General features: G+C 68.3%; 18 protein-coding genes and 6 tRNA genes. 1 reads left to right on the top strand and 23 read right to left on the bottom strand.

What is annotated here, in order from left to right; translation table 11 throughout:
• Positions 1-4: 4 nt before the first annotated feature.
• The 13 genes from K8640_RS32520 to K8640_RS32460 form a co-directional block, all read right to left on the bottom strand.
• Complete coding sequence (locus K8640_RS32520; RefSeq protein ID WP_141326072.1) at positions 5-262, bottom strand: BolA family protein; 258 nt, start codon at positions 260-262, stop codon at positions 5-7.
• Positions 262-807, bottom strand: coding sequence for a YqgE/AlgH family protein (locus K8640_RS32515; RefSeq protein ID WP_223750610.1), 546 nt, complete (start codon positions 805-807; stop codon positions 262-264). The genes K8640_RS32520 and K8640_RS32515 overlap by 1 nt, the downstream gene beginning before the upstream one ends.
• A 77-nt stretch (positions 808-884) precedes the next feature.
• Positions 885-1,346, bottom strand: a complete 462-nt coding sequence (locus tag K8640_RS32510; RefSeq protein ID WP_046712197.1) for a response regulator — start codon at positions 1,344-1,346, stop codon at positions 885-887.
• Between the two features lie 93 nt (positions 1,347-1,439).
• A complete protein-coding gene (locus K8640_RS32505; RefSeq protein ID WP_223750609.1) occupies positions 1,440-2,252 on the bottom strand; it encodes an ABC transporter permease subunit in 813 nt (270 codons plus the stop codon).
• Positions 2,253-2,370: 118 nt separating this feature from the next.
• Positions 2,371-3,255, bottom strand: coding sequence for an ABC transporter permease subunit (locus K8640_RS32500; RefSeq protein ID WP_223750608.1), 885 nt, complete (start codon positions 3,253-3,255; stop codon positions 2,371-2,373).
• Complete coding sequence (locus K8640_RS32495) at positions 3,252-4,838, bottom strand: peptide ABC transporter substrate-binding protein (RefSeq protein WP_223750645.1); 1,587 nt, start codon at positions 4,836-4,838, stop codon at positions 3,252-3,254. The genes K8640_RS32500 and K8640_RS32495 overlap by 4 nt, the downstream gene beginning before the upstream one ends.
• 281 nt (positions 4,839-5,119) lie before the next feature.
• Positions 5,120-7,576: an endopeptidase La gene (gene lon, locus K8640_RS32490; protein WP_223750607.1), complete on the bottom strand. Its 2,457-nt coding sequence runs from the start codon at positions 7,574-7,576 to the stop codon at positions 5,120-5,122.
• Positions 7,577-7,774: 198 nt separating this feature from the next.
• Positions 7,775-9,844, bottom strand: coding sequence for a prolyl oligopeptidase family protein (locus K8640_RS32485; RefSeq protein WP_223750606.1), 2,070 nt, complete (start codon positions 9,842-9,844; stop codon positions 7,775-7,777).
• 291 nt (positions 9,845-10,135) lie between these two features.
• Positions 10,136-11,419 (bottom strand): ATP-dependent Clp protease ATP-binding subunit ClpX, encoded by a 1,284-nt coding sequence (gene clpX / locus K8640_RS32480; protein WP_046712193.1) that lies wholly within the window; start codon positions 11,417-11,419, stop codon positions 10,136-10,138.
• A 213-nt stretch (positions 11,420-11,632) separates the two neighbouring features.
• Complete coding sequence (clpP, locus tag K8640_RS32475; RefSeq protein ID WP_046712192.1) at positions 11,633-12,253, bottom strand: ATP-dependent Clp endopeptidase proteolytic subunit ClpP; 621 nt, start codon at positions 12,251-12,253, stop codon at positions 11,633-11,635.
• A 53-nt stretch (positions 12,254-12,306) separates the two neighbouring features.
• Positions 12,307-13,584, bottom strand: coding sequence for a trigger factor (tig, locus tag K8640_RS32470; protein ID WP_223750605.1), 1,278 nt, complete (start codon positions 13,582-13,584; stop codon positions 12,307-12,309).
• A 101-nt stretch (positions 13,585-13,685) separates the two neighbouring features.
• Positions 13,686-13,767 (bottom strand) — tRNA-Leu (locus K8640_RS32465).
• A 116-nt stretch (positions 13,768-13,883) separates the two neighbouring features.
• Positions 13,884-13,956 (bottom strand) — tRNA-Lys (locus K8640_RS32460).
• 381 nt (positions 13,957-14,337) lie between these two features.
• Here K8640_RS32460 and bet point away from each other — a divergent pair.
• Complete coding sequence (bet, locus tag K8640_RS32455) at positions 14,338-15,432, top strand: phage recombination protein Bet (RefSeq protein ID WP_370640423.1); 1,095 nt, start codon at positions 14,338-14,340, stop codon at positions 15,430-15,432.
• A gap of 111 nt (positions 15,433-15,543) precedes the next feature.
• On the opposite strand, the gene K8640_RS32450 is transcribed toward bet, so the two are convergent.
• The 10 genes from K8640_RS32450 to K8640_RS32405 form a co-directional block, all read right to left on the bottom strand.
• Positions 15,544-15,617 (bottom strand) — tRNA-Arg (locus K8640_RS32450).
• Positions 15,618-15,642: 25 nt separating this feature from the next.
• A tRNA-His gene (locus tag K8640_RS32445) sits at positions 15,643-15,716 on the bottom strand.
• 86 nt (positions 15,717-15,802) lie between these two features.
• Positions 15,803-15,879, bottom strand: a tRNA-Arg gene (locus K8640_RS32440).
• A 39-nt stretch (positions 15,880-15,918) separates the two neighbouring features.
• Positions 15,919-15,992, bottom strand: a tRNA-Pro gene (locus tag K8640_RS32435).
• Between the two features lie 70 nt (positions 15,993-16,062).
• Complete coding sequence (locus K8640_RS32430) at positions 16,063-16,668, bottom strand: XTP/dITP diphosphatase (protein ID WP_223750604.1); 606 nt, start codon at positions 16,666-16,668, stop codon at positions 16,063-16,065.
• Complete coding sequence (gene rph / locus K8640_RS32425) at positions 16,665-17,378, bottom strand: ribonuclease PH (RefSeq protein WP_074957947.1); 714 nt, start codon at positions 17,376-17,378, stop codon at positions 16,665-16,667. The genes K8640_RS32430 and rph overlap by 4 nt, the downstream gene beginning before the upstream one ends.
• A gap of 87 nt (positions 17,379-17,465) precedes the next feature.
• A complete protein-coding gene (locus K8640_RS32420) occupies positions 17,466-18,275 on the bottom strand; it encodes an N-acetylmuramoyl-L-alanine amidase (protein ID WP_223750603.1) in 810 nt (269 codons plus the stop codon).
• A 61-nt stretch (positions 18,276-18,336) separates the two neighbouring features.
• Positions 18,337-19,377, bottom strand: a complete 1,041-nt coding sequence (gene selD / locus K8640_RS32415; RefSeq protein WP_255316201.1) for a selenide, water dikinase SelD — start codon at positions 19,375-19,377, stop codon at positions 18,337-18,339.
• A gap of 78 nt (positions 19,378-19,455) precedes the next feature.
• Complete coding sequence (locus K8640_RS32410; RefSeq protein WP_141326091.1) at positions 19,456-20,391, bottom strand: DUF4388 domain-containing protein; 936 nt, start codon at positions 20,389-20,391, stop codon at positions 19,456-19,458.
• A gap of 5 nt (positions 20,392-20,396) precedes the next feature.
• Positions 20,397-21,119 carry a lipopolysaccharide assembly protein LapB gene (locus tag K8640_RS32405; RefSeq protein WP_046712186.1) on the bottom strand — a complete coding sequence of 241 codons (723 nt, stop codon included), beginning with the start codon at positions 21,117-21,119 and terminating at the stop codon, positions 20,397-20,399.
• Positions 21,120-21,147 lie beyond the last annotated feature (28 nt).

Genomic DNA, 21,147 nt, shown 5'->3' with positions numbered 1-21,147 from the left:
CTCCTTAGCGGTTCCCGAGCTTCTTCCACTGCTCGGGTGAATAGGTCTTGAGCGCGAGCGCGTGCAGCTCGCCCGACTTGAGCCACTGCTGGAGCGGCGCATACACGAGCTGGTGCTGCTGCACCATCATCTTGCCAGCGAAGTCCGGGCTGACGACGCGGGCCTCGAAGTGGTCCCCCGTCCCGGTGGTGTCATGCACCTCCACCTCGGAGCCCGGCAGGGCCTCCAGGATGCGGCTGCGGACGAATTCTGCGTCGAGCATCAGTTCATTCCCCTTCCCATCACCAGCATGGCCGGGTCCACGCCCATGCCACGCAACGTGGTCTCCCACAACTTGCCGGGCTCCAGGCCCAGCACCGCCTCGCTCGAGGCCTCCGTGAAGAGCCACGAGCCGGCGGCGATCTCACTCTCCAACTGCTTGGGTCCCCAGCCCGCATACCCCAGGCAGAAGCGCAGCCGGGGCGCGCTTCGCTCCAGGAGCGGCCCCAGCGCGTCCAGCGTCACGCTGAGGAACAGGCCCGGCAGGACGGAGTGCTTCTCCAGCACCCCGCCATCGTCGTGCAGCACGAAGCCACGCTGGGGCTCCACCGGCCCCCCCAGGTACACGGGGTGGGTGGAGCGGTCCTCGTGGATGTCGAGCTTCTGACCGCGGGCCAGCTCGCCCAGCGTCAAGGGCGCGCCCCGGTTGACGACGAGCCCCATGGAGCCGGACTCACCGTGTTCGATCATCAAGACGACCGAGCGGTAGAAGTTCGGGTCCCCGAGCTGAGGCATGGCCAGCAGGAAGCCGGGAGCGAGGTTCTTCACGAGACGAGCATCAACCGTTCGAGCGAGCGGTGCAACCGGCAACCGCCCTGGGAAGACGGGTGCCGGGCGCCCCTCGCTCAGTGCCAGCTGGTGTGCTTCGACTGGAGCGCCTCGGACAGGCGCTCGGGGTTGAGCGGCTTGCCGATGAACAGGTCCGCGCCCAGGCCCTTGCACTTGCGCGCCATGGCGGAGTCGCTCATCGCGCTCACGCCGATGAGCACGGCCTGGGGGAAGCGCTCGCGGAGCCGTGACATCAGCGTGGCGCCGCTGCGGCCAGGGAGGAACACGTCGACGATGGCCGCGTCCATGCGCTTGTTGCGCACGGCGAACTCCGCCTCCTCGGCGCTGCCCACGGGCAGGGGCTCGTAGCCCCAGCCGGCCAGCATCTCCACGAGGATTTCGCGGTGGGACGGGTCGTCCTCCACGACGAGCACCGCGCTGCGCACGGGCTCCACCTTCAGCTCGTCACTGCGCTCGGTGCGCTCCTTCGCGTCGGGGCCGAGCACGGGGATCAACTCTTCAGTGGTGGGCAGGGACATGAGGGCACCGGTTGGGCAAAAGGTTTCCGTGTGATGGGAACCCACATGTCCTCGGTGGGAATTCCAAGCGGACACGCCCACGGCGCCTGCTCTTCAGGAGGCCTTGCGAGGGCCCGCCGAGAGCGCCTGGGAGGCGAGCGACGCGCCGAGCACCAGCATCACCAACAGCGCCCAGGCGGGGAGCACCACGCGCGCGCCGCCCTCGTAGATGAGGGCGGCGTAGCTGGTGCCCAGGTAGCGGCCCAGGGACATCGGCTCCATGCGAGCGATGCCGAAGAAGCTGACGGTGGATTCGGTGAGGATGGCGGTGGGCAGGCGGCTCAGGAACACGGCGAGCGCGAAGGGCCGGAGCGCGGGCCACAGGTGGACACGCAGGACATGAGCGCCGCCACCACCGAGCGCGCGCGCCGCGGCGACGTACTCCTGTCCCTCCAGCGTGGCCAGCCGGTTGCGGAACATCCGCGCGGGCCCGGCCCACCCCACCAGCGCGAGCGACATGACCATCAATCCGAAGGGCCCCAGTCCACCGCCGAGCCCCGCGTCCGCGAGCGACTGGCCGGCGAGCTGGAGCACCATCACCACGAGCACATCGGGCAGCGCGAAGACCGCGTCCACGCCGCGCAGGAGGACCTGTTCCCACGCGCCGCCGAGAAGCCGCGCCACCGCGGCGACGACGAGGCCGATGAGCGTGGAGAGCCCTCCGGCGCACAGGCCCACGGCCAGGGAGACCCAGAGGCCGCCGAAGGCCAGCTCGCACACGGTGCGGTCCGGACGCGTCGGGTCCACGCCCAGAGGACACGTGTTCGCGAGCACGTCCGGGAACAGCCGTCCGGCGACGAGGCTGAGGACGCCGAGCCCGACGAGGAGCACGAGTCCGACGCGGGCGCGCGCGGGGATGCGGTTCATGCGCGGGCCTCACGAGAGAACCTGTCGCCAGACAGACGAAGCACGCCCGTCAGGTCGCACGGCGCGAAATCACAAAGGGCGGGACCGTGCGAGGTGAGCTGAGTCGCGAGCCTCGGGCTCATGCGCGGGCCTCACGAGAACGCGGGTCCACGACGTAGCGGGCCACCTCCACCACGAGGCTCACGACGACGAGCAGCGAGGCGAAGGTGGTGGTCGCCACGACGACGACGGCGACCTGCTTGTTGAGCACGGCGAGCACGTAGAGCTGTCCGAAGTAAGGCAGGCCCAACACGCGCTCCGCCGCGAACGAGCCGGCGAGCAGCGCCGTGGCCACGGGCCCCACGGCATCGAGCAGCGAGGGCAGCACATTGGGGAGCACATGACGGCGCAGCACCGTGCCCGGCGACAGGCCCTTGCCCAGCGCGGTGCGCACATAGTCGCGCGACAGCTCCGTCTCCAGCGAGTCCCCCACCAGCGTGCCCAGGAAGATGCCCGGCCAGATGGACGTGACGAGCGCCGCGCACAGCTCCGGCAGCATGTGCCCGCGCTCGACCACCGCGGGCGCGAGCAACAGCGCGGGGATGAACACGGGGGTACCGAAGGCCAGCGCCGGCACGACGTCACCCAGGGCGGACCACCGACCTCGTCGCCAACGGGTGCGAATGAGCGCGAAGCTCAGCGCCCATGTCAGGGCCAGGGGAAGCGCGAGCATCCCCACGCCGACGCTGCCCGACAGCTTGCGCGCCAGCTCGTCGCCCGTGATGCCCTGTGCGCTCGTGCCAAGTCGCTCGCCGCGCCACAGCTTCTCCCAAGGGCGCAGGAAGCCGAGCGGCTCACCGAGGCCAAGGTCCCGGCGATACGACGCCATCAACTCCGGAGACGCCTGCCGCTTCGCATCGCTCTCCGCGGTGAGCGGCAACATGGCCATGAGGAAGTACGAGGCCACCGCGACCACGGGCACCAACACGAGCTGCCGCGCGAGCTTCTGGAGCACGGCCATCATCGCGCCACCTCGGTCTGCTCCGGAGTGGGCGCGGTCCTGCGCAGCGTGCGCAGGGCCAGGAAGTTGAACGGGTCCACATCCAGGCCACGCAGCGTGTCACGCGCCCGAAAGTAGCGGTCCGGGTGGTACAGCGGCGCAATCACCGCCTGCTCCCCCACCAGCACCTCCTGCGCCTGCACATACATCGTCCGCGCACGCGCCTCGTCCGCCTCGCCGTCCCCGGCCTCCAGCAGTCGCTCGAAGCGCGCCATGGGCTCGCCACCGCCCTGCGTCTCCCAGCCCGTCTGGTGATTGCCCGAGCGCTCGAAGAGCGTGAAGAACGTGTTCGGGTGCGCGTAGTCCCCGCCCAACCGCCGCAGGTACAAGTCATACGCGCGAGGCCCCTTGGCCGTGCGCCGCGAAATCTCCGCCGTGAAGTCGGACCTCGCCTCCAGCTCCACCTTCACGCCCACCCGAGCCAGCTGCGCCGCCACGCGCTCGGCGATGGCCACCTCCGGCACGAAGTTGTCCCCCGAGCGGTACACCAGCCTCAACGGCCGCTCCAACCCGGCCACCGGCGCCAGCTCCGCCTTCGCGCGCTCGGGCTCGTAGTGCGGCAGCCGCAACGCCTCCTCGGCCGACGCAGCCCCCGGCAGCTCCGGAGGCAGCAACACATGCGAGGGCCGCGCGGCCGGCAGCAACCCGACCATCAACGCCTCGCGGTCCAACGCCCGTGACAGCGCACGCCGGACCTCCGGCCTGTCCAACGGCGCGCGCTCCGTGTTGAACGCCAGGTAGTACGTCGACAACAGCGGTTCGCGCTGCAGGTCCTCGGGCCGCTTCACCCGCAGCGCCGCCGCGCTGTCCACGAAGACGAAGTCCACCCGGCCCCGCTCATACAGCGCCGGTCCAATCTCCGACTTCATCAACGTGATGACGGGCACGGGCACCTCGCCCGGAGCCATGGGCGGAGGGAACGCCGAGCGCGGGTTGTAGACCAACCGCACCCGCTCCCCTGCCCTGTCCCAGCTCTCCACCCGATAAGGCCCCAAGGCCAGCGGCCGACCGTCACGAGGCCTGTCGAAGTAATCACGGACCTCCTCATCCGAGCGCCCGTCCAGGTCCGCGGAGGGCGCCGGGTAGAAGATGTAGACGTTCGCGATGCGCGCCAGGAAGTAGCTGCGCGGATGCGCCAGCGTCACCCGGAGCGTCCGAGCGTCCACCGCCTCCACGCCCACGCGCTCCAGCGCCGCGCGGATGTCCGCCTCGGGCGCCATGCGGTCCTGCAGCGCCAGCACCTCCGACGCGCCCTCCAGGTCCGCCATCTCCCCGCGCTCACGTCCGCGCAGCGCGCGCCGCCACCCCACCACGAAGTCCCGCGCCACGAGCGGCGAGCCATCCGACCACCGCACATCTCCACGCAGGTGGAAGACGTAGACCTCACGCCCCTGCTCGTCGCGAGAGCGCTCCCACCGCTCCGCCAACCCCGGCCGCACCGAGTGGTCCGCGCCCAGCAGCGTCAGCCCCTTCTGCGTCGCGAGCATCACCGGGTAGTTCGCCCAGCTCTCGGGGTCCGAATGGCTCCAATCCAGCGTGGTGGGCATCGCGGGCACCACCACCTTGACGCCCGACTCCGGCTGGAAGCCGCACGGCCCGCAGGCCCCGGTCACCCAGGCCAGCAACAGACACCACCAGGCGAGTCGAGCGCGAGGAGCCACCGGGCCACGTTGTACCCCGAAGCCAGGGACGCCCGGCAACAGAAGCCAGACGCCCCGTCTGCCCGCTGGAAAAGAGAGAAGCCAGGAGCCCGGCGACCTCGTGGGTCGACGGACGTCCTGGCTTCGAGCACTTCAAGGAGGACCGAAGTCCTCTCCTGTCAGAGCCGTTACGCCGGAGCCGAGGCCGGAGCCGACGGGGCCTCGGCCGCCGTGGGGCTCTTGAGCCCATCCGTGCTCGGCTTGCCGCGGCCGAACTCCTCGGGCTTCTCCAGCACCAGCGCCTCGCGCAGCACGTCGTCCACGAACTCCACCGGGACGATGCGCAGCTGCTTGCGAATCTTCAGCGGGATGTCCTTCAGGTCCTTCTTGTTCGCCTTCGGGATGAGGACCGTCTTGATGCCCGCGCGGTGCGCGGCCAGCGTCTTCTCCTTCAGGCCGCCGATGGGCAGCACCCGCCCACGCAGCGTGATTTCACCCGTCATCGCCACATCCCGACGGATGAGGACGCGCGTGAGCGCGCTCACCAGCGCCGTGCAGATGGTGACGCCCGCGGAGGGGCCATCCTTGGGAATCGCGCCCTCGGGCAGGTGCACGTGGATGTCGTAGTTCTCGAACACCTTGCGGTCGATGCCGAAGCGGTCCGCCCGGCTGCGCACGTACGACATGGCCGCCTGCGCGGACTCCTGCATCACCTCGCCCAGCTTGCCGGTGATGATGAGCTTGCCCTTGCCCGGCATCACGGTGGCCTCGGTGGTGAGGATCTCTCCTCCCAGCTCCGTCCACGCCAGACCCGTGACGATGCCCACCTGGTCCTCGCGCTCCGCCACGCCGTAGCGGTAGCGCGGCGTGCCCAGGAACTTCATCGCCGTCTTGCGGTCCACCTCGATGTCCCGCTTGCCGTTCTTCAGCACGTCGCGGGCAATCTTGCGGAACACGCCGCCAATCTCACGCTCGAGCGAACGAACGCCGGACTCGCGCGTGTAGCGGTGGATGATGGTCCGCAGCGCCTCGTGGCTGAAGTCCACCTTCACGTCCGTCAGCCCGTTGGCCTCCTGCTCCTTCGGGATGAGGTAGCGCCGGGCGATGGAGAGCTTCTCCGGCTCGGTGTACCCCGCGATGCGAATCACCTCCATGCGGTCCTGCAGCGGACCGGGGATGTTGTGCATCGTGTTCGCGGTGCAGATGAACATCACCTTGGACAAATCGTAGTCGAGGTCCAGGTAGTGGTCGTTGAAGTTGTGGTTCTGCTCGGGGTCCAGCACCTCCAGCAGCGCCGCGCTCGGGTCGCCTCGGAAGTCCGTGGACATCTTGTCGATTTCGTCGAGCAGGAAGACCGGGTTGTTGCTGCCCGCCTTCTTCAGCGACTGGATGAGCTTGCCCGGCATCGCGCCGATGTACGTGCGCCGGTGGCCGCGAATCTCCGCCTCGTCACGCACGCCGCCCAGGGACAGGCGCACGAACTTGCGGCCCGTGGCCCGCGCAATCGAACGCGCCAGCGACGTCTTGCCCACGCCCGGAGGTCCCACGAAGCACAGCACGGGGCCCTTGAGCTTCTTCACCAGCTGCTGCACGGCCAGGTACTCGAGGATGCGCTCCTTCGGCTTCTTCAAGCCGTAGTGGTCCTCGTTGAGCACCGTCTCCGCTTCCGTCACGTCCAGCCGGTCCTGGGTCTCGTCGTACCAGGGCAGGCTGATGATCCAGTCGATGTAGTTGCGGACGACCGTGGCCTCGGCGCTCATCGGGCTCATCATCCGGAGCTTCTTGAGCTCCTTCTTGACCTTGAGCGTGGCCTCCTTGCTCATCCGCTTGTTCTTCAGCTTCTCTTCAATCTCCTGGATCTCGTTCTTGAACTCGTCGCGCTCACCCAGCTCCTTCTGAATGGCCTGCATCTGCTCATTCAGGTAGTACTCCTTCTGGGTCTTCTCCATCTGCTTCTTGACGCGGGTGCGGATCTTCTTCTCCACCTGGAGAATCTCGATCTCCCCCTGCATCAGCTCGTAGAGCTTCTCCAGCCGCTTCGCGGGAGACTCGGTCTCGAGCAGCGCCTGCTTGTCGTTCAGCTTCAGCGACAGGTGCGCGACGATGGTGTCCGCGAGCCGCGCCGGGTCATCGATGCTGGCCACCTGCATCAGCATCTCGGGTGGAATCCGCTTGTTGAGCTTGACGAAGGCCTCGAACACGGAGTGCACGGAGCGCACGAGCGCCTCCAGCTCCACGCTCTTCTCCGTCTGCTCCTCCACCTCCTCCACCTCCACCATGAAGAAGGCGTCGTTCGGGTGGAACTTCTTCACCTTCGCGCGCTTCACCCCTTCCACCAGCACCTTCACGGTGCCGTCCGGCAGGGGCAGCAGCTGGATGACGTGCCCCATGGTGCCGAAGTGGAAGATGTCGTCGGGAGAGGGGTCGTTCGTCTTGGCCTTCTTCTGGGCGGCCAGCAGGATGACGGCCTTGTCGTCCGGCCCCTTGTGAGCCATCGCGTCCTTCAACGCGGCGATGGACTTCTCCCGGCCGACGAACAGCGGAACCACCATGTGCGGGAACACGATGATGTCCCGAAGGGGCAAGAGCGGGACGGTGAGTCCCCGCTTCTGGGCTTCCTTCTTGTCGTCACGTCCGAAGAACATGTATCCGCCACCTGCTGGCCTACCGGGAGGGTAGGCCCCTGAAGAGTTGCCCGGTTGCTCGTCCGGCGAGCGCACACCCGGGGTGAAGCACGTCTATAACACGTCGGTTTCAGGCGCCGTTCCCCGCCTCAAGATTGGGGAACCACCTGCTGCCATCAAGGGAACACCCGAAGCTTCCTCGGACGTCCCCTCCCTGTGTCAGCGACCCTGCGCTGCCTCCCCACCCTGTAGCCCACCAACCTCCAACGCCTCGAAAAGGAACGCATACAGGTCCGCGCTGGATTCAATGCTCTTGGCCACCTGGTCCGCGCCACTGTGTCCTGCGTTCATTTCGATGCGCAGCAGCGCCTTGGCCTGGTTGCCCGCCGCCTGCTGCACCGCGGCCACGAACTTGCGAGCGTGCATCGGGTCCACCCGGTCATCGTGGTCCGCGGACATCATGAGCAGCGCCGGGTAGGCCACGCCCGGCTTGACGTGGTGGTAGGGCGAGTAGGCGTGCAGCACCTGGAAGTCCTCGGGCTTCTCCGCCGTCCCGTACTCGGGAATCCACGTCCGGCCGCTCCCGAAGAGGTGGTAGCGCACCATGTCCAGCAGGGGCACCTGGCACACCACCGCCCCGTACAGCTCCGGGCGCTGAGTCATGGCCGCCCCCACCAGGAGCCCGCCGTTGCTGCCGCCCTGGATGGCCAGCTTCTTGGGCTGGGTGTACTTCTCCCGGACCAGGTACTCGGCGGCGGCGTGGAAGTCGTCGAAGACGTTCTGCTTCTTCGCCATGCGGCCCGCCTCGTGCCACTCGGCGCCGTACTCGCCCCCACCCCGCAGGTTGGCCACCGCGTAGACGCCGCCGGCGTCCAGCCAGGGCAGGATGCTGCCGCGGAAGGTGGCCTCCATGTTCACGTTGAAGCCGCCGTACCCGTAGAGCAGCGTGGGCGCGGTGCCGTCGCGCTTCAGGCCCTTCTTGTGCACCAGGAACATGGGCACGCGGGTGCCGTCCTTGGAGGGGTAGAAGACCTGGTCCACCGTGTAGGCCGCCGGGTCCATGGGCACTTCCACCTGCGCCCACAGCGAGGACTCCCCCGTCTTCACGGACGTCTTGTAGACGCGCCGGGGCGTGGTGAAGGACGTGAAGACGAAGTACGCCTCGTCCTGGTCCTCCAGGCCCGTCAGGTTGGAGGCCGCGCCCACGCCGGGCAGCGCCACCTCGCGCACGGGCTTGCCCTGCAGGGTGGCCACGCGCACCAGCGTCGTCGCGTCCTTCATGTACTCCAGCGCCAGGTGCTCGCCGACGATGTTCACCGTCTGGAGCGCGGCCACCGGGTCCTGCGGAACGATTTCCTTCCACTGCGCGCGCGCGGGCTTCGCCGGGTCCACCTCGAAGACGCGCTGGCGCGGGGCGCCCTCGTCCGTGGTGACGTAGAAGCGGCCCTTCCACGCCTGCACGTTGTACTTGGCGCCCTTGCCCTTCACGAGCAGGCGGAAGTCCTTCTCCCCCGGCCGCTTCCAGTAGATGTCGTTTTCGATCCAGCCCCGCAGGATGGAGACGAACAGGAACTGGCCGTCCCGGCTCAGGTCCCCCTGCAGGAAGGTGGACGGGTCTCCGGTGCGCGGGTGGATCTCCGCGTCCTTGGAGGGCGCGTCGCCCAGCTTGTGGAAGCGCAAGCTGGTGTAGCCCGGGCGCGCGTCCACGGGGATGGAGGGGTCGGTGGGCAGCCACTCGTAATAGAAGCCCTTGCCGTCCGGCGTCCACTTGGGCTGCGCGTACTTGGCGCCCTCGATGACGTCCACCTTGGACCACTCACCCGAGTCCACGTCCACCACGTGCAGCACGGCCTCGTCGGCCGCGTTGGGCTTCTGCGCGAAGACCAGCTTCTTGCCGTCCCACGACGGCGACCACGTGCCCAGGGACACCGAGCCGTCCTGGCTCCAGCCGTTCGGGTCCAGGAGCACCTTCTCCTGCCCCTTCTCGCCGTCGCGCCAGTAGAGGACCGCCTTCTCCTTGTCCTTGTGCGTGCGCACGTAGAAGTAGCGGCCCGCGCGGCGCGCCGGCATGGAGATGGAGTCCACGTAGAACAGCTCGCGGAAGCGCTTCGCCAGCGCGTCACGCACGGGCGACTTCGCCAGCGCCTCGCGCGTCAGCACGTCCTGCGCCTTCATCCACGCCTGGACCTCGGGCGCCTTCTCATCCTCCAGCCAGCGGTAGGCGTCCGGCACCTGCACCCCGTGCAGCGTGTCCACCACCGCGTCCACCCGAGTCGCCGGGTAAGCCATGCGCGCGTGTTCCTCCTGGGCCGGCGCCTCCACGGGCACCTCCCGTTTCGCCGGCGTCGAGCCAGCACAGGCAACGAGCATCAACAAGGCAGGCACGGGGAGCTGTCTCATGGAGCCAGCACATACAGAAACGCCCCCGCCCGTCCCACAAAAACCGTGGGCGACAGGCCGGCGCCACCCCGCCAGCCCTGAACGCAAGGAGCGCGTCGGAGCCGTTGCAGGGCCCTTGACGCGCTCCGTCACATCCCAGGGGCCGCCCACACCGGAGGGCGGCCCGTCAGAGTCCGCGACTTACGCGGATTCCTTCTTCGGCTCGGCGGGCTCCTTCTCCGCCGCGGCGTGGAGCACGACGGGCTCGCTCTTCTTGAGGATGACCTCCTCGGAGATGAGCACCTCGCGGACCGTCTTGCGGGACGGGATTTCGTACATCACGTCCAGCATGGCCGACTCGAGGATGGAGCGCAGGCCGCGGGCGCCCGCCTTGCGGCGGATGGCCTCGCTGGCGATGGCCTTGAGCGCGCCGTCGGTGAACTTCAGCGCCACGCCGTCCAGCTCGAAGAGCTTCTTGTACTGCTTGGTGAGCGCGTTCTTCGGCTGGTTGAGGATGTTGATGAGCGCGGGCTCATCCAGCTCCTCCAGCGCGGTGATGATGGGCAGGCGGCCGATGAACTCCGGAATCATGCCGAACTTGAGCAGGTCCTCCGGCTCCACGTGCTTGAGCAGCTCCGACAGGTTGCGCTGCTTCTTCGACTGGATGTCCGCGCCGAAGCCCAGGCTGCGCCCGCCCAGGCGCCGCTCGATGACCTGATCCAGGCCGCCGAACGCGCCGCCGCAGATGAACAGGATGTTGGTGGTGTCCACCTGCAGGAACTCCTGCTGCGGGTGCTTGCGGCCCCCCTTGGGCGGAACGTTGGCCACCGTACCTTCGATGATCTTCAACAGCGCCTGCTGGACGCCCTCGCCGCTGACGTCGCGGGTGATGGAGGGGTTCTCCGACTTGCGGGCGATCTTGTCGATTTCGTCGATGTAGACGATGCCGCGCTGGGCCCGCTCGATGTCGTGGTCGGCGGCCTGCAGCAGGTTGACGATGATGTTCTCCACGTCCTCGCCCACGTAGCCGGCCTCGGTGAGGCACGTGGCGTCCGCGATGGTGAAGGGGACGTTGAGGATGCGCGCCAGCGTCTGGGCCAGCAGCGTCTTGCCGCTGCCCGTCGGACCGAGCAGGAGGATGTTGCTCTTCTGGAGCTCCACGTCCTCGAGCGCGACCTTGGACTCGATGCGCTTGTAGTGGTTGTGCACGGCCACCGACAGCGTCTTCTTCGCGCGCTCCTGGCCGATGACGTACTCGTCGAGCACGGCCTTGATTTCGGAGGGCCGCGGGATGCGCAGCTTGGTGTCCTTGGTCTCCTCGCGGTCGATCTCCTCCGCGATGATGTCGTTGCACAGCCCGATGCACTCGTCGCAGATGTAGACCGTCGGCCCCGCGATGAGCTTCTTCACCTCCTTCTGCGACTTGCCGCAGAAGGAGCAGCAGAGGGTCTGGTTGTCTCGCTTCTCCACGTTCTTGCCCGCCATGAAATCCCTCGCTGCGCCTGTAAAGCCGCCCGCCCCGAGCGCCACCCGCCTCGGCTCCAGGCCAATCTAGTCAGCCCCCATCAGGGACGTCCACGCGCCTTCCCTGTACTTAACAGGGGGAGTGGGTCGGCGCAGAAAGCAGAAAGCCGGAGGCGCGGGGGCGAATTCCCGCGGCTCCGGCCACCGGCCGAGGCGTCGAGCCCCGGCAAACGTCTACTTCTTCTCGTCCTTGCCCAGGCCCACCACCTTGCGGGGGTTCTGGATTTCATCCACGATTCCGTAGGCCTTCGCCTCCGTGGCGCCCATGAAGTAGTCGCGGTCGGTGTCCTTCTCCACGCGCTCGATGGACTGCCCGGTGTGCTTGACGATGAGCTCGTTGAGCTTCGCCTTCATCCGCAGGATTTCGCGGGCCTGGATCTCGATGTCCGTCGCCTGGCCCCGCACCCCACCCAGCGGCTGGTGGATCATGATGCGGCTGGACGGCAGGGCGTAGCGCTTGCCCTTCGTCCCGGCGAGCAGCAGCACGGCCCCCATCGACGCCGCCTGCCCCACGCAGATGGTGGAGACCGGCGGCTTGACGTACTGCATCGTGTCGTAGATGGCCATGCCCGCCGTGACGGAGCCGCCCGGCGAGTTGATGTAGATGTTGATGTCCTTGTCCGGGTCCTCGGACTCGAGGAACAGCAGCTGGGCGACGATGACGTTGGCCACGTCATCGTCGATCTCCGTGCCCAGCATGATGATGCGGTCCTTCAGGAGCCGGCTGTAGATGTCGTACGAGCGCTCACCGCGGTGCGTCTGCTCGATGACGTAGGGAACGGGCATGAAGGGCATGGCGACCTCGGGAGAAGACTCGAAGGGACGGCTCGACGAAGACGAACCTCAGGTCAGGAATACTTCGCCCGGCCCTTCAGGAATTCAATCGTCTTTTCCTCGCGCAGTCGCAGAGACAACCCGAGCCGCTCGTCCGCGCCCTTGAAGTAGCGCTTCACGGCCTCCACGGGCTGGCCCGCCTCCACCGCGAGCTGCTCGATGCGCGCGTCCACGTCCGCGTCGCTCGCCTGGATGCCCTCCTTGAGGGCGATGGACTCCAGCAGCAGCGTCCCCTTCACCTCCTGGGTCGCCTTCTCGCGCATCTCCTCGCGCAGGCGGTTGAAGTCCAGGTTCAGACGGCTGGGGTCCACGCCCGAGCGCTGCAGTTGCTGCAGGGCGCCGCGGAGCATGGAGTCCATGGCGCGCTCCACCATGGCGCGGGGGACCTCGAAGGGGTTGCGCTCCACGAGGCCCTTCATCACCGCCTCGCGGTCGTCGTTGTCCGCTTGCGAACGGCGCGCGCGCTCCATGTCGGCGCGCAGCTTGCCGCGCAGCTCCTCGAGCGTCTGCGCGATGCCCGTCTCCTTCGCCAGGTCGTCGTTGAGCTCGGGGGAGATCTCCTTCTTGAGCTCCTTGAGGGTGACGTGGAAGCGGCCCGTCTTCCCCCGCACCTCCTCCACCCGGTAGTCGGCGGGGAAGGCGTAGTCGATGTCCTTGGACTCGCCCACCTTCACGCCCTCGAGCGCGGCGATCTTCGACTCGACCAGCTCACCGGGCTGCACCTGGACGGTGATGCCCTCGGCCTTGCTGCCGGCGAACGGCTGGCCGTCCACGGTGGCGTCGTAGTCCACCGTCGCGTAGTCACCGGAGGCCGCCGAGTCGCGGTCCGTCACGGGCTCCAGCCGGCTCAGCGACTGGCGCATGCGGCCGAGCTGCTCGTCGATCTGCTCGTCGGTGACGGCGGTGTCCGCCTTGGTCAGCGGCAGCTCCGCGTACTCCTTCGCCTCGACCTTGGGCTTGACCTCCACCCGGGCCTCGAAGCTGAAGGGAGCGTTGGCCTTGAGACCCTGGTTGGTCACCTGCGGGCTCGCCACCACCTCCACGTTGTGCTCGCGCACCGCGTCCAGGTAGGCCGTCTGCACCACGCGCTGGATGACCTCGTCCTCGACCTGGTCCTTGAAGCGCTGCTCGAGGATGCGGCGGGGGACCTTGCCCTGTCGGAAGCCCGGCAACCGCACCTGCTGGCCAAGCCTGGAGTAAGCGCGGTTCAGCTCTTCCGCCACCCGGGCGGACTCGACCTCGATGGAGAGCTTCTTCTCGATGGGAGAGAGCTCTTCGACCTGGACCTTCATACGGGCCTCGCTCGCCGCCTTCTCGGACAGTCGTCCCGAGCGGCGCCGGTTAAGTGGGACGTGCGCCTTTAGGGGATAGGCACGAACGGGTCAACGCGAAATGGGCGAGGAGGGACTCGAACCCTCACACCTTGCGGTACCAGATCCTAAGTCTGGTGCGTCTACCAGTTTCGCCACCCGCCCGGATGCGCCGCGTGCCTTGTGCCGTACATACCGCGAAACGTCCGCCGCGCGTCACCCGACGGATGCGTGCTGCGGAAAAACAAACGGGGTCTCTCCATCGCTGGAGAGACCCCGTATGAGAGCGGAGGGAATCGAACCCACAACCTATGGATTAAGAGTCCATTGCTCTGCCAATTGAGCTACGCTCCCGGCACTGCGCTTGGCCCGTCGGCTGCGTGACGTCCAAGTGGCGGCGGTAATTACAGAAGGCCGCCCGCGCTGTCAAAAGTATTTTCGTCTCCCCTGCATTCCCCACGCACGGCATCTCCCACGAGGACGCGCAGTCCGGGATGGGACGCCACGCCGCCCGCTGGACGGGCTGGCGCCGGGGACGGCCGGATTCCGAATGAAACAGAGCCACGGGCCCACTGTTGAACGTGGCCACGGCGACCCGTGTGTCCGGAGTGCTCGGAGACACGGGGCTCGCACGCGCCCCCATTCCGGGACTCTGAGCACGTGAACCGCCGAGGCACAGGCGGGCGGACGGAGGTCGTCCGCCCTTTTCGCGCAGGACGTATGCAGGAGACGACAGTGACGGAAGCCAACATCCCCCCCAAGGTGGAAGACACCGGCTCGGCGCTCGGCGGCTGGAGCCGGGAGCGCATGGAGTTGATTCGGCGCACCATCTGCCCCCGGGGCATCAGCGAGGACGAGTTCGCCCTCTTCATCGAGCAGTGCAAGCGCAGCGGGTTGGATCCGCTGCTCAAGGAAGCCTTCTGCGTCGCGCGGAGGCAGAACATCGGCAACCGGGAGCGCCCCAACTGGGTGACGAAGTACGAGTTCCAGCCCTCCGAGGCCGGGATGCTCGCCCGCGCGGAGCGCTTCCCGGACTTCAAGGGCATCCAGGCGAGCGCCGTGTTCGCCGAGGACGACATCGTGGTGGACCAGGGTCGAGGCGAGGTGGTGCACCGCTTCAACCCGGCCAAGCGCAAGGGCGCGCTGGTGGGCGCCTGGTCGCGGGTGGTGCGCGACGGGAAGCTGCCCGTGGTGGTGTGGCTGGACTTCAGCGGCTACGTCCAGCAGACGCCGCTGTGGGCCAAGATTCCCACGACGATGATCGAGAAGTGCGCCCGGGTGGCGGCCCTGCGCAAGGCGTACCCGGAGGCCTTCGGCGGACTGTACGTCCGGGAGGAGATGCCGGCGGAGGACTTCGATTCGGCCTCGGCCCACCCCGAGCCTGTCCCCGCGGGCGGCGCCTACGAGGTGCTGGGCGCCAGGACGGGACCGGTGAAGGCGTCCTTCCCCACCCCGCTGGCCACCGCGCCCACGAAGGAGGAGAAGGCGGTCCCCGCGAAGCTGGACGTGGATCTCCCGCTGGCCCCGCTCCCCGCGAAGGAAGTGGAGGCGACGAAGGAGGACGTGCAGCCCACCGTGGCGCCCACGCGTCCGAAGGCGAGCGCCGTGCTGGTGGCGTTCGGTCCGTACAAGGGCAAGACGGCCTCGGAGCTCTCGGACGAGGAGCTCAGCGAGACCATCGAGCTGGCGAACGAGAAGCTGATGGAGCAACCCCGCGCGCGCTGGGCCAAGGCGATGCGGGAGAACCTGCTCGCGCTGGAGGCGGAGACGGAGCTGCGCTGCCGCGTCCCGTCCACGGCGGACAAGAGCAACGGTGCGTCCCACGCCTGATGCGCTGAAGTGAGGACTGCCTCCGTCGGACGTCTTCCGGCGGGGGCCCTCTTCGCGGCGCCACTCGGGACTCCCACGAAGGAGTCGGGGCCTGCCTAAAGAGGAGAGGAGCGCGCTCGGAGGGACTTGAACCCCCAACCCCCGGGTTCGAAGCCCGGTGCTCTATCCAGTTGAGCTACGAGCGCAACCTACGAACAGGGGAAGAAGGTGGGCGGCCAACCGGGGTCGAACCGGCAACCTCTGGAGTCACAGTCCAGCGCTCTAACCAGTTGAGCTATGGCCGCCGTTACCGCTACGGCGTTTGAAGCGGGGGCTTCCCTACCGTGGAAAGCCGGGCCAGTTCAAGGCCCAAATGTGACGACAGCCAGGTTGGCGCCCCAAGCAGGACTCGAACCTGCGACCCCCGACTTAGAAGGTCGGTGCTCTATCCAGCTGAGCTATTGGAGCTGGGCCGGGCTACCTGCATCCACTCCCTACTTGAAAAAATCGGGGCGAGAGGATTCGAACCTCCGACCCCCTGCGCCCAAGGCAGGTGCGCTACCAGGCTGCGCTACGCCCCGAAAAGTAGAGTCCGGCATTGTTGAACCATCGCGGACGGACGCGCAAGGCCCACGTGCCTGACCTCGCCATTCACGCACGCGCGGCGAGCGAGAGCAGCTTCGGCTTCATCTTCCGGAAGGCCGCGCCCCGGTGGGAGATGCCGGACTTCTCCTCGGCGGTGAGCTCCGCGAGCGACCGGCCACTGTCCAGAAGGATGAAGACCGGGTCGTACCCGAAGCCGTGCTCACCTTTCGGCGCGTGGCCGATCCGCCCCTCACACCGCCCCTCCTCCACGTGCGTGCGCCCATCCGGCCACGCCAGCGCCAGCGCGCAGCGGAACGACGCCGTGCGCTTCTCGTCGGGCACGCCGCGCAGCTCCGAGAGGAGCTTCTCGTAGCGGGCCTTGTCGTCGCCGGGCGCGTAGCGGGCGGACAGCACCCCGGGCTGGCCGTCGAGCGCGTCCACGCACAGCCCCGAGTCATCCGCGAGCGCCGGCAGGCCCGTGGCCCGCGCGTACTCCACCGCCTTCTTCACCGCGTTGGCCTCGAAGGTGTCGCCGTCCTCCTCCGGCTCCGGCACCGGCGGCAGGTCCGCGAGCGACACCACCTCCACCGAGTCCCCCACCAGCTGGCGCAGCTCGCGCAGCTTCCCCTTGTTGGTGGTGGCGAAGAGCAGCTTCGGCGAGGGCGTGCTCATTCGAGCGCCTTGGCCTGCGCGGCCACGAGCTGATGGATGGCGGCAAGTCCCCCGTCGAGCATCGCGTCCAGCGTCTTGCGGTCGAACAGCTGGTGCTCGGCGGTGCCCTGCACCTCCACCATGCGCCCATCTCCCGTGGCCACGATGTTGAGGTCCACGTCCGCCTTGGAGTCCTCCTCGTAGTCCAGGTCCACGCGCACCTCCCCGTTGACCACGCCCACGGACACCGCGGCCATGGGGGTCAGCTTGGGCTGCTTGGTGAGCGTGCCCTGCTTCTGCAGCGAGCGCAGCGCGAGCACCACCGCCACGTACGCGCCCGTAATCGACGCCGTGCGCGTGCCGCCGTCCGCCTGGAGCACGTCACAATCCAGCGTGAGGGTGCGCGGGCCCAGCGTGGACAGGTCCACCGCCGCGCGCAGGGAGCGGCCGATGAGGCGCTGGATCTCCATGGTGCGGCCGGTCTGCTTGCCCTTGGCCGCCTCGCGCTGGTTTCGCGTGTGCGTGGCGCGCGGGAGCATGCCGTACTCGGCCGTCACCCAGCCGGTCCCCTTCCCCATCAGGTGCGGGGGCACGCGCTCCTCGGTGGAGCAGGTGATGAGCACCTTGGTGTTGCCGAACTCCACCTGCACGGAGCCTTCCGCGTAGCGGGACACTCCGGGGGTGAGGATGACGGGGCGAAGGTCCAGTGCACCACGTTGGAAGGAACGCACGGCGAGCTCCTGGGTAGGGAATGAGCGCGTCCCTTCTCTACCAGAGCCACGTGGCCCGCGTGTCGTCCGAGTCGGCCCGGTGTCCACTCAGGGCGTCTGCGAGCCCGCCACCTGGGCCGGCCGGGCCGCGTCCCTGCGCCGCGTGTCCTTCAGGAAGGCGAGCACGCCCTCGCTGATGGCCTCGGCCAGCTTCTCCTGGTAGTCCGCCCGCCCCAGCTTCAGGCCCTCCTCGGGATGGGAGATGTAGCCCACCTCCACGAGCACCGCCGGGCACTCCACGCCGGAGAGCACGAAGAAGGGCGCCTGCTGCACGCCCCGGTCCGCCGCCCGCGTGCGCGCCACGAGCCGGGGGTGGATGGCGTAGGCCAGCCGGGACGAGTCCGAGTGCGCCTCCGTGCGCACCAGGTCATCGAGGATGAGCGCCAGCGTCGAGTCGCCGCGCGCCGCCCGCGACATGGGCGCCTCCGAGTTCTCCCGGTCCGCCACCGCGAGCGCCGCTTCACCGGAGGCGCTGGCCGACAGGAAGTACGTCTCCACGCCCTCGGTGCGTGCCCTCATGCGGGGCGTGGGCATGGAGTTCGCGTGGATGGAGATGAAGAGGTCGGCGCCGTGGTCGTTCGTCATCTCCACGCGCTCGGTGAGGCTCACCAGCGCGTCGCGCTCGCGCGTCAGGTACACCTCGCCGCCGGCCGCCTCCAGCCTGGAGCGCAGGCGGTGGGCAATCTGCAGCGCCACCTCCTTCTCGCGCAGCGCGCCGGGCCCCTTGGCGCCTTCCTTCACGCCGCCGTGGCCCGGGTCGATGACGATGCGCGCGGGGCGCTCGCCGGCTCCCGCCGTGACGGGAACCCAGCAGATGCATGCGAGGAGGAGCAGCAGGGAGCGGGAGGACGACTTCATGCCGGAGGGGGATGCTAGCGGAGCCCCACCCCGGGCGCGAAATCCCCGCCCGGCGCCCGGTTCAGCCGATGACGTCGATGCCCGGACGGCCCGCGCGGACCTCGCCCAGCAGCGCCGCGTCCACCCCGGCCCTGTCCAGGGCCCTGAGCGCCTTGACCGCGTCCTTCGCCGGCACGCAGGCCAACAGTCCGCCATTGGTCTGCGCGTCCGCGAGCACCCACTGGATGGCCTCGGGGAGCCCCTTGGGGAAGCGGACCTTCTTCTGCACGTGCTCCAGGTTCGACTTCGTCCCGCCCGGCACCACGCCCGCCTCGGCCAGCGAGGGCACCTCGGCGATGAGCGGCACGCGCTCCAAATCCAGCGCCGCGCGCGTCTTCGCGGCCGTCATCATCTCCAGCAGGTGGCCCAACAGGCCGTAGCCCGTCACGTCCGTCAGGGCGTTCACCTTGAACCGGCCCGAGGCGAAGACCTCGCCCGCGGCGCGGTTGAGCGTGGTCATCACGCCGATGACGTTCTTCTGCAGTTGCTTGGAGGCCACGCCCCGCTTGATGGCGGTGGTGGCGATGCCCGTGCCCAGGGGCTTGGTGAGCAGCAGCAGGTCCCCCGGCTTCGCGCCCGCGTTGGTGAGCACCTTCTTGGGGTGCACCACGCCGGTGACGGCCAGGCCGTACTTCGGCTCGGGGTCTCGGATGCTGTGGCCGCCGAGGATGGGGATGCCCGCCTCCTCCACCTTGGACTGGCCGCCCTCGAGGATGCGCGCCAGCACGGACTTGGGCAGCTCGTCCGGGAAGCCGACGAGGTTGAGCGCGAACAGCGGCTTCGCCCCCATGGCCCAGATGTCCGACATCGCGTTCGCCGCGGCGATGGCGCCGAACTGGAACGGGTCGTCCACCACGGGCGGGAAGAAGTCCACCGTCTCCACCACGGCGAGGCCGGGCGAGAGGCGGTAGACGGCCGCGTCGTCATTCGTGTTGAAGCCCACCAGCGCCTGCGGGGGGCGGGAGGACTTGAGCCCTCCCAAGAGCTGGGCCAGGTCCCCGGCCCGCAGCTTCGCCGCGCAACCCGCGCAGTGACTCAGCTCGGTGAGGCGCAGGCGCTTCACCGACTTCGCGTCCGCCACGGCGACATCCCTTCAGATGGAGCCCGCCCTCCCACGAGGAGAGCGGGCTTCGTGTGCGACCTAGATGATGCGGACGTACTCGCGCTTGAGCAGGTGCACCAGGCCCTCGGCGGTGACGACGTCATCCGCGTCCGCCCGGTCCAGCACCCCCGCCAGCGTGCCCTGGTTGAGCACCAGCTGGAGCACGTCCAGCAGCTCCGGCGTCAGCTCCTTGAGCGGCGGCACCAGCGGCACCGACAGCTGGAGCATGGCCTCCGGGGGCGGCAGGCTCGGCTGCAGCCGCTTGAGCTCGTCGAGCTGACGGAGCGCGTCCATCAGCAGCGCCTCGGTGGACGAGTCCAGCTCCACCATGAACTCCTGGCTGTCCGCCGGCCGCAGCTCGAAGTCACCCGACTCCCAGGTGATGATGCGGTTGAAGCTCTTCTGCGGCCCCAGGTTGTGGTTCTCGTTGATGACCGCGTAGTACACGCGGCCCTGGCGCAGGTAGATCTTCCCCTCTTGCGTGCTGTTGACCACCAGCACGCCGTTCTTCTTGGAGGTGTGGAAGAGCTGGAGCAGGTCCGGCAGGGGGATTTCTTCAATCTTCCCCGTCATGGAGCTGCCCTTGGTGGTGGTCCGCGCGGCCTGGGCGGCGGCGGCCTCCTCCAGCTTCAGCTTGGCCGTGCTCTCGTCCACGTTGGCGCCGTCGGCGCCCTGGTGCACGAGCTTGAGGATGGAGGTGCCGATGAGGATGCGGTCCCCCTCCTTGAGCCCCGCCTGCTTCACCTTCTCGCCGTTGACGAAGGTGCCGTTGGTGGAGCCCAGGTCCTCGATGGTGATCTTCCCGTTGGAGAAGCTGATCTTCGCGTGCTTGCGCGAGACCATGTCCTCCACGAGCACCATGTCCAGCTCGCTGGAGCGGCCGATGACGATCTGCTTCTCCGCCTTCAGGGGGAACTCTCCGCCCTGGTACTTCCCGGAGATGAACTTCAGGGCATAGGTCTTCGAGATATCCATGGTCATCAACCCGCCTGCTCCACCTTGCCGGGGTCCTTCACCAGGTTGAGGTACATCTGCGCGCTCTTGTTGTCGGGGCTGCGCGCCAGCACGTCCTCCCACACCTGCACCGCCTCCGCCCTGCGCCCGGCGGAATACAGCGCCACCCCGTACTGGATACGGCCGGGGATGTAGGACGGGTTCTGCGCGATGACCTGTTCGTACTCGGCGATGGCCGCCGCGTTGTCCCCCGCGTCACGCAGGGCATTGCCCAGCTTCAGGCGGATGTCCACGAACTGCGGGCACAGGCCGAGCGCGCGCCGGTACTCCTCGATGGCGCGCTGCCATGCGCCACTGGAGGCGAATACGTCGCCAATCTCGCCGTACATGTTGGCGATCTTCTTCTCGACGTAGGGGTCCAGCTCCCCGGGGCCCGTCTTCTGCCGGGACAAGGCGGCCTGGTAGACCTCCTTCGCCTCGGCGTACTTGCCCATGTCGTTGTAGATGACCGCGAGATTGAGCGCCGCTTCGGTGTACGCCGGATTCAGGTTCAGCGCGGACTCGAACGCCCGCTGGGCCCGGGCGAACTGGCCCTGGTCGTGGTAGATGATGCCGAGCATGTTGAACACGTCCGCGAACGTCGGATTCTGCTCGACGATCTTCGCGAGGTACTGCTCGGCCTGGGCGTACTGCTTCTTCTCGAAGTAGCCGCGCCCGAGGGTCAGTAGCTGCTTGAGGGGCTCTTCCATGACTCCGGCCCGTCCTCGGGCCCTGCCT

The sequence above is a fragment of the Myxococcus sp. XM-1-1-1 genome (assembly GCF_020037095.1).
Classification (GTDB): Bacteria; Myxococcota; Myxococcia; order Myxococcales; family Myxococcaceae; genus Myxococcus; species Myxococcus fulvus.
Note: the sequence above shows the minus strand (reverse complement) of the source record. Positions and strands in the feature narration are given on the sequence as shown.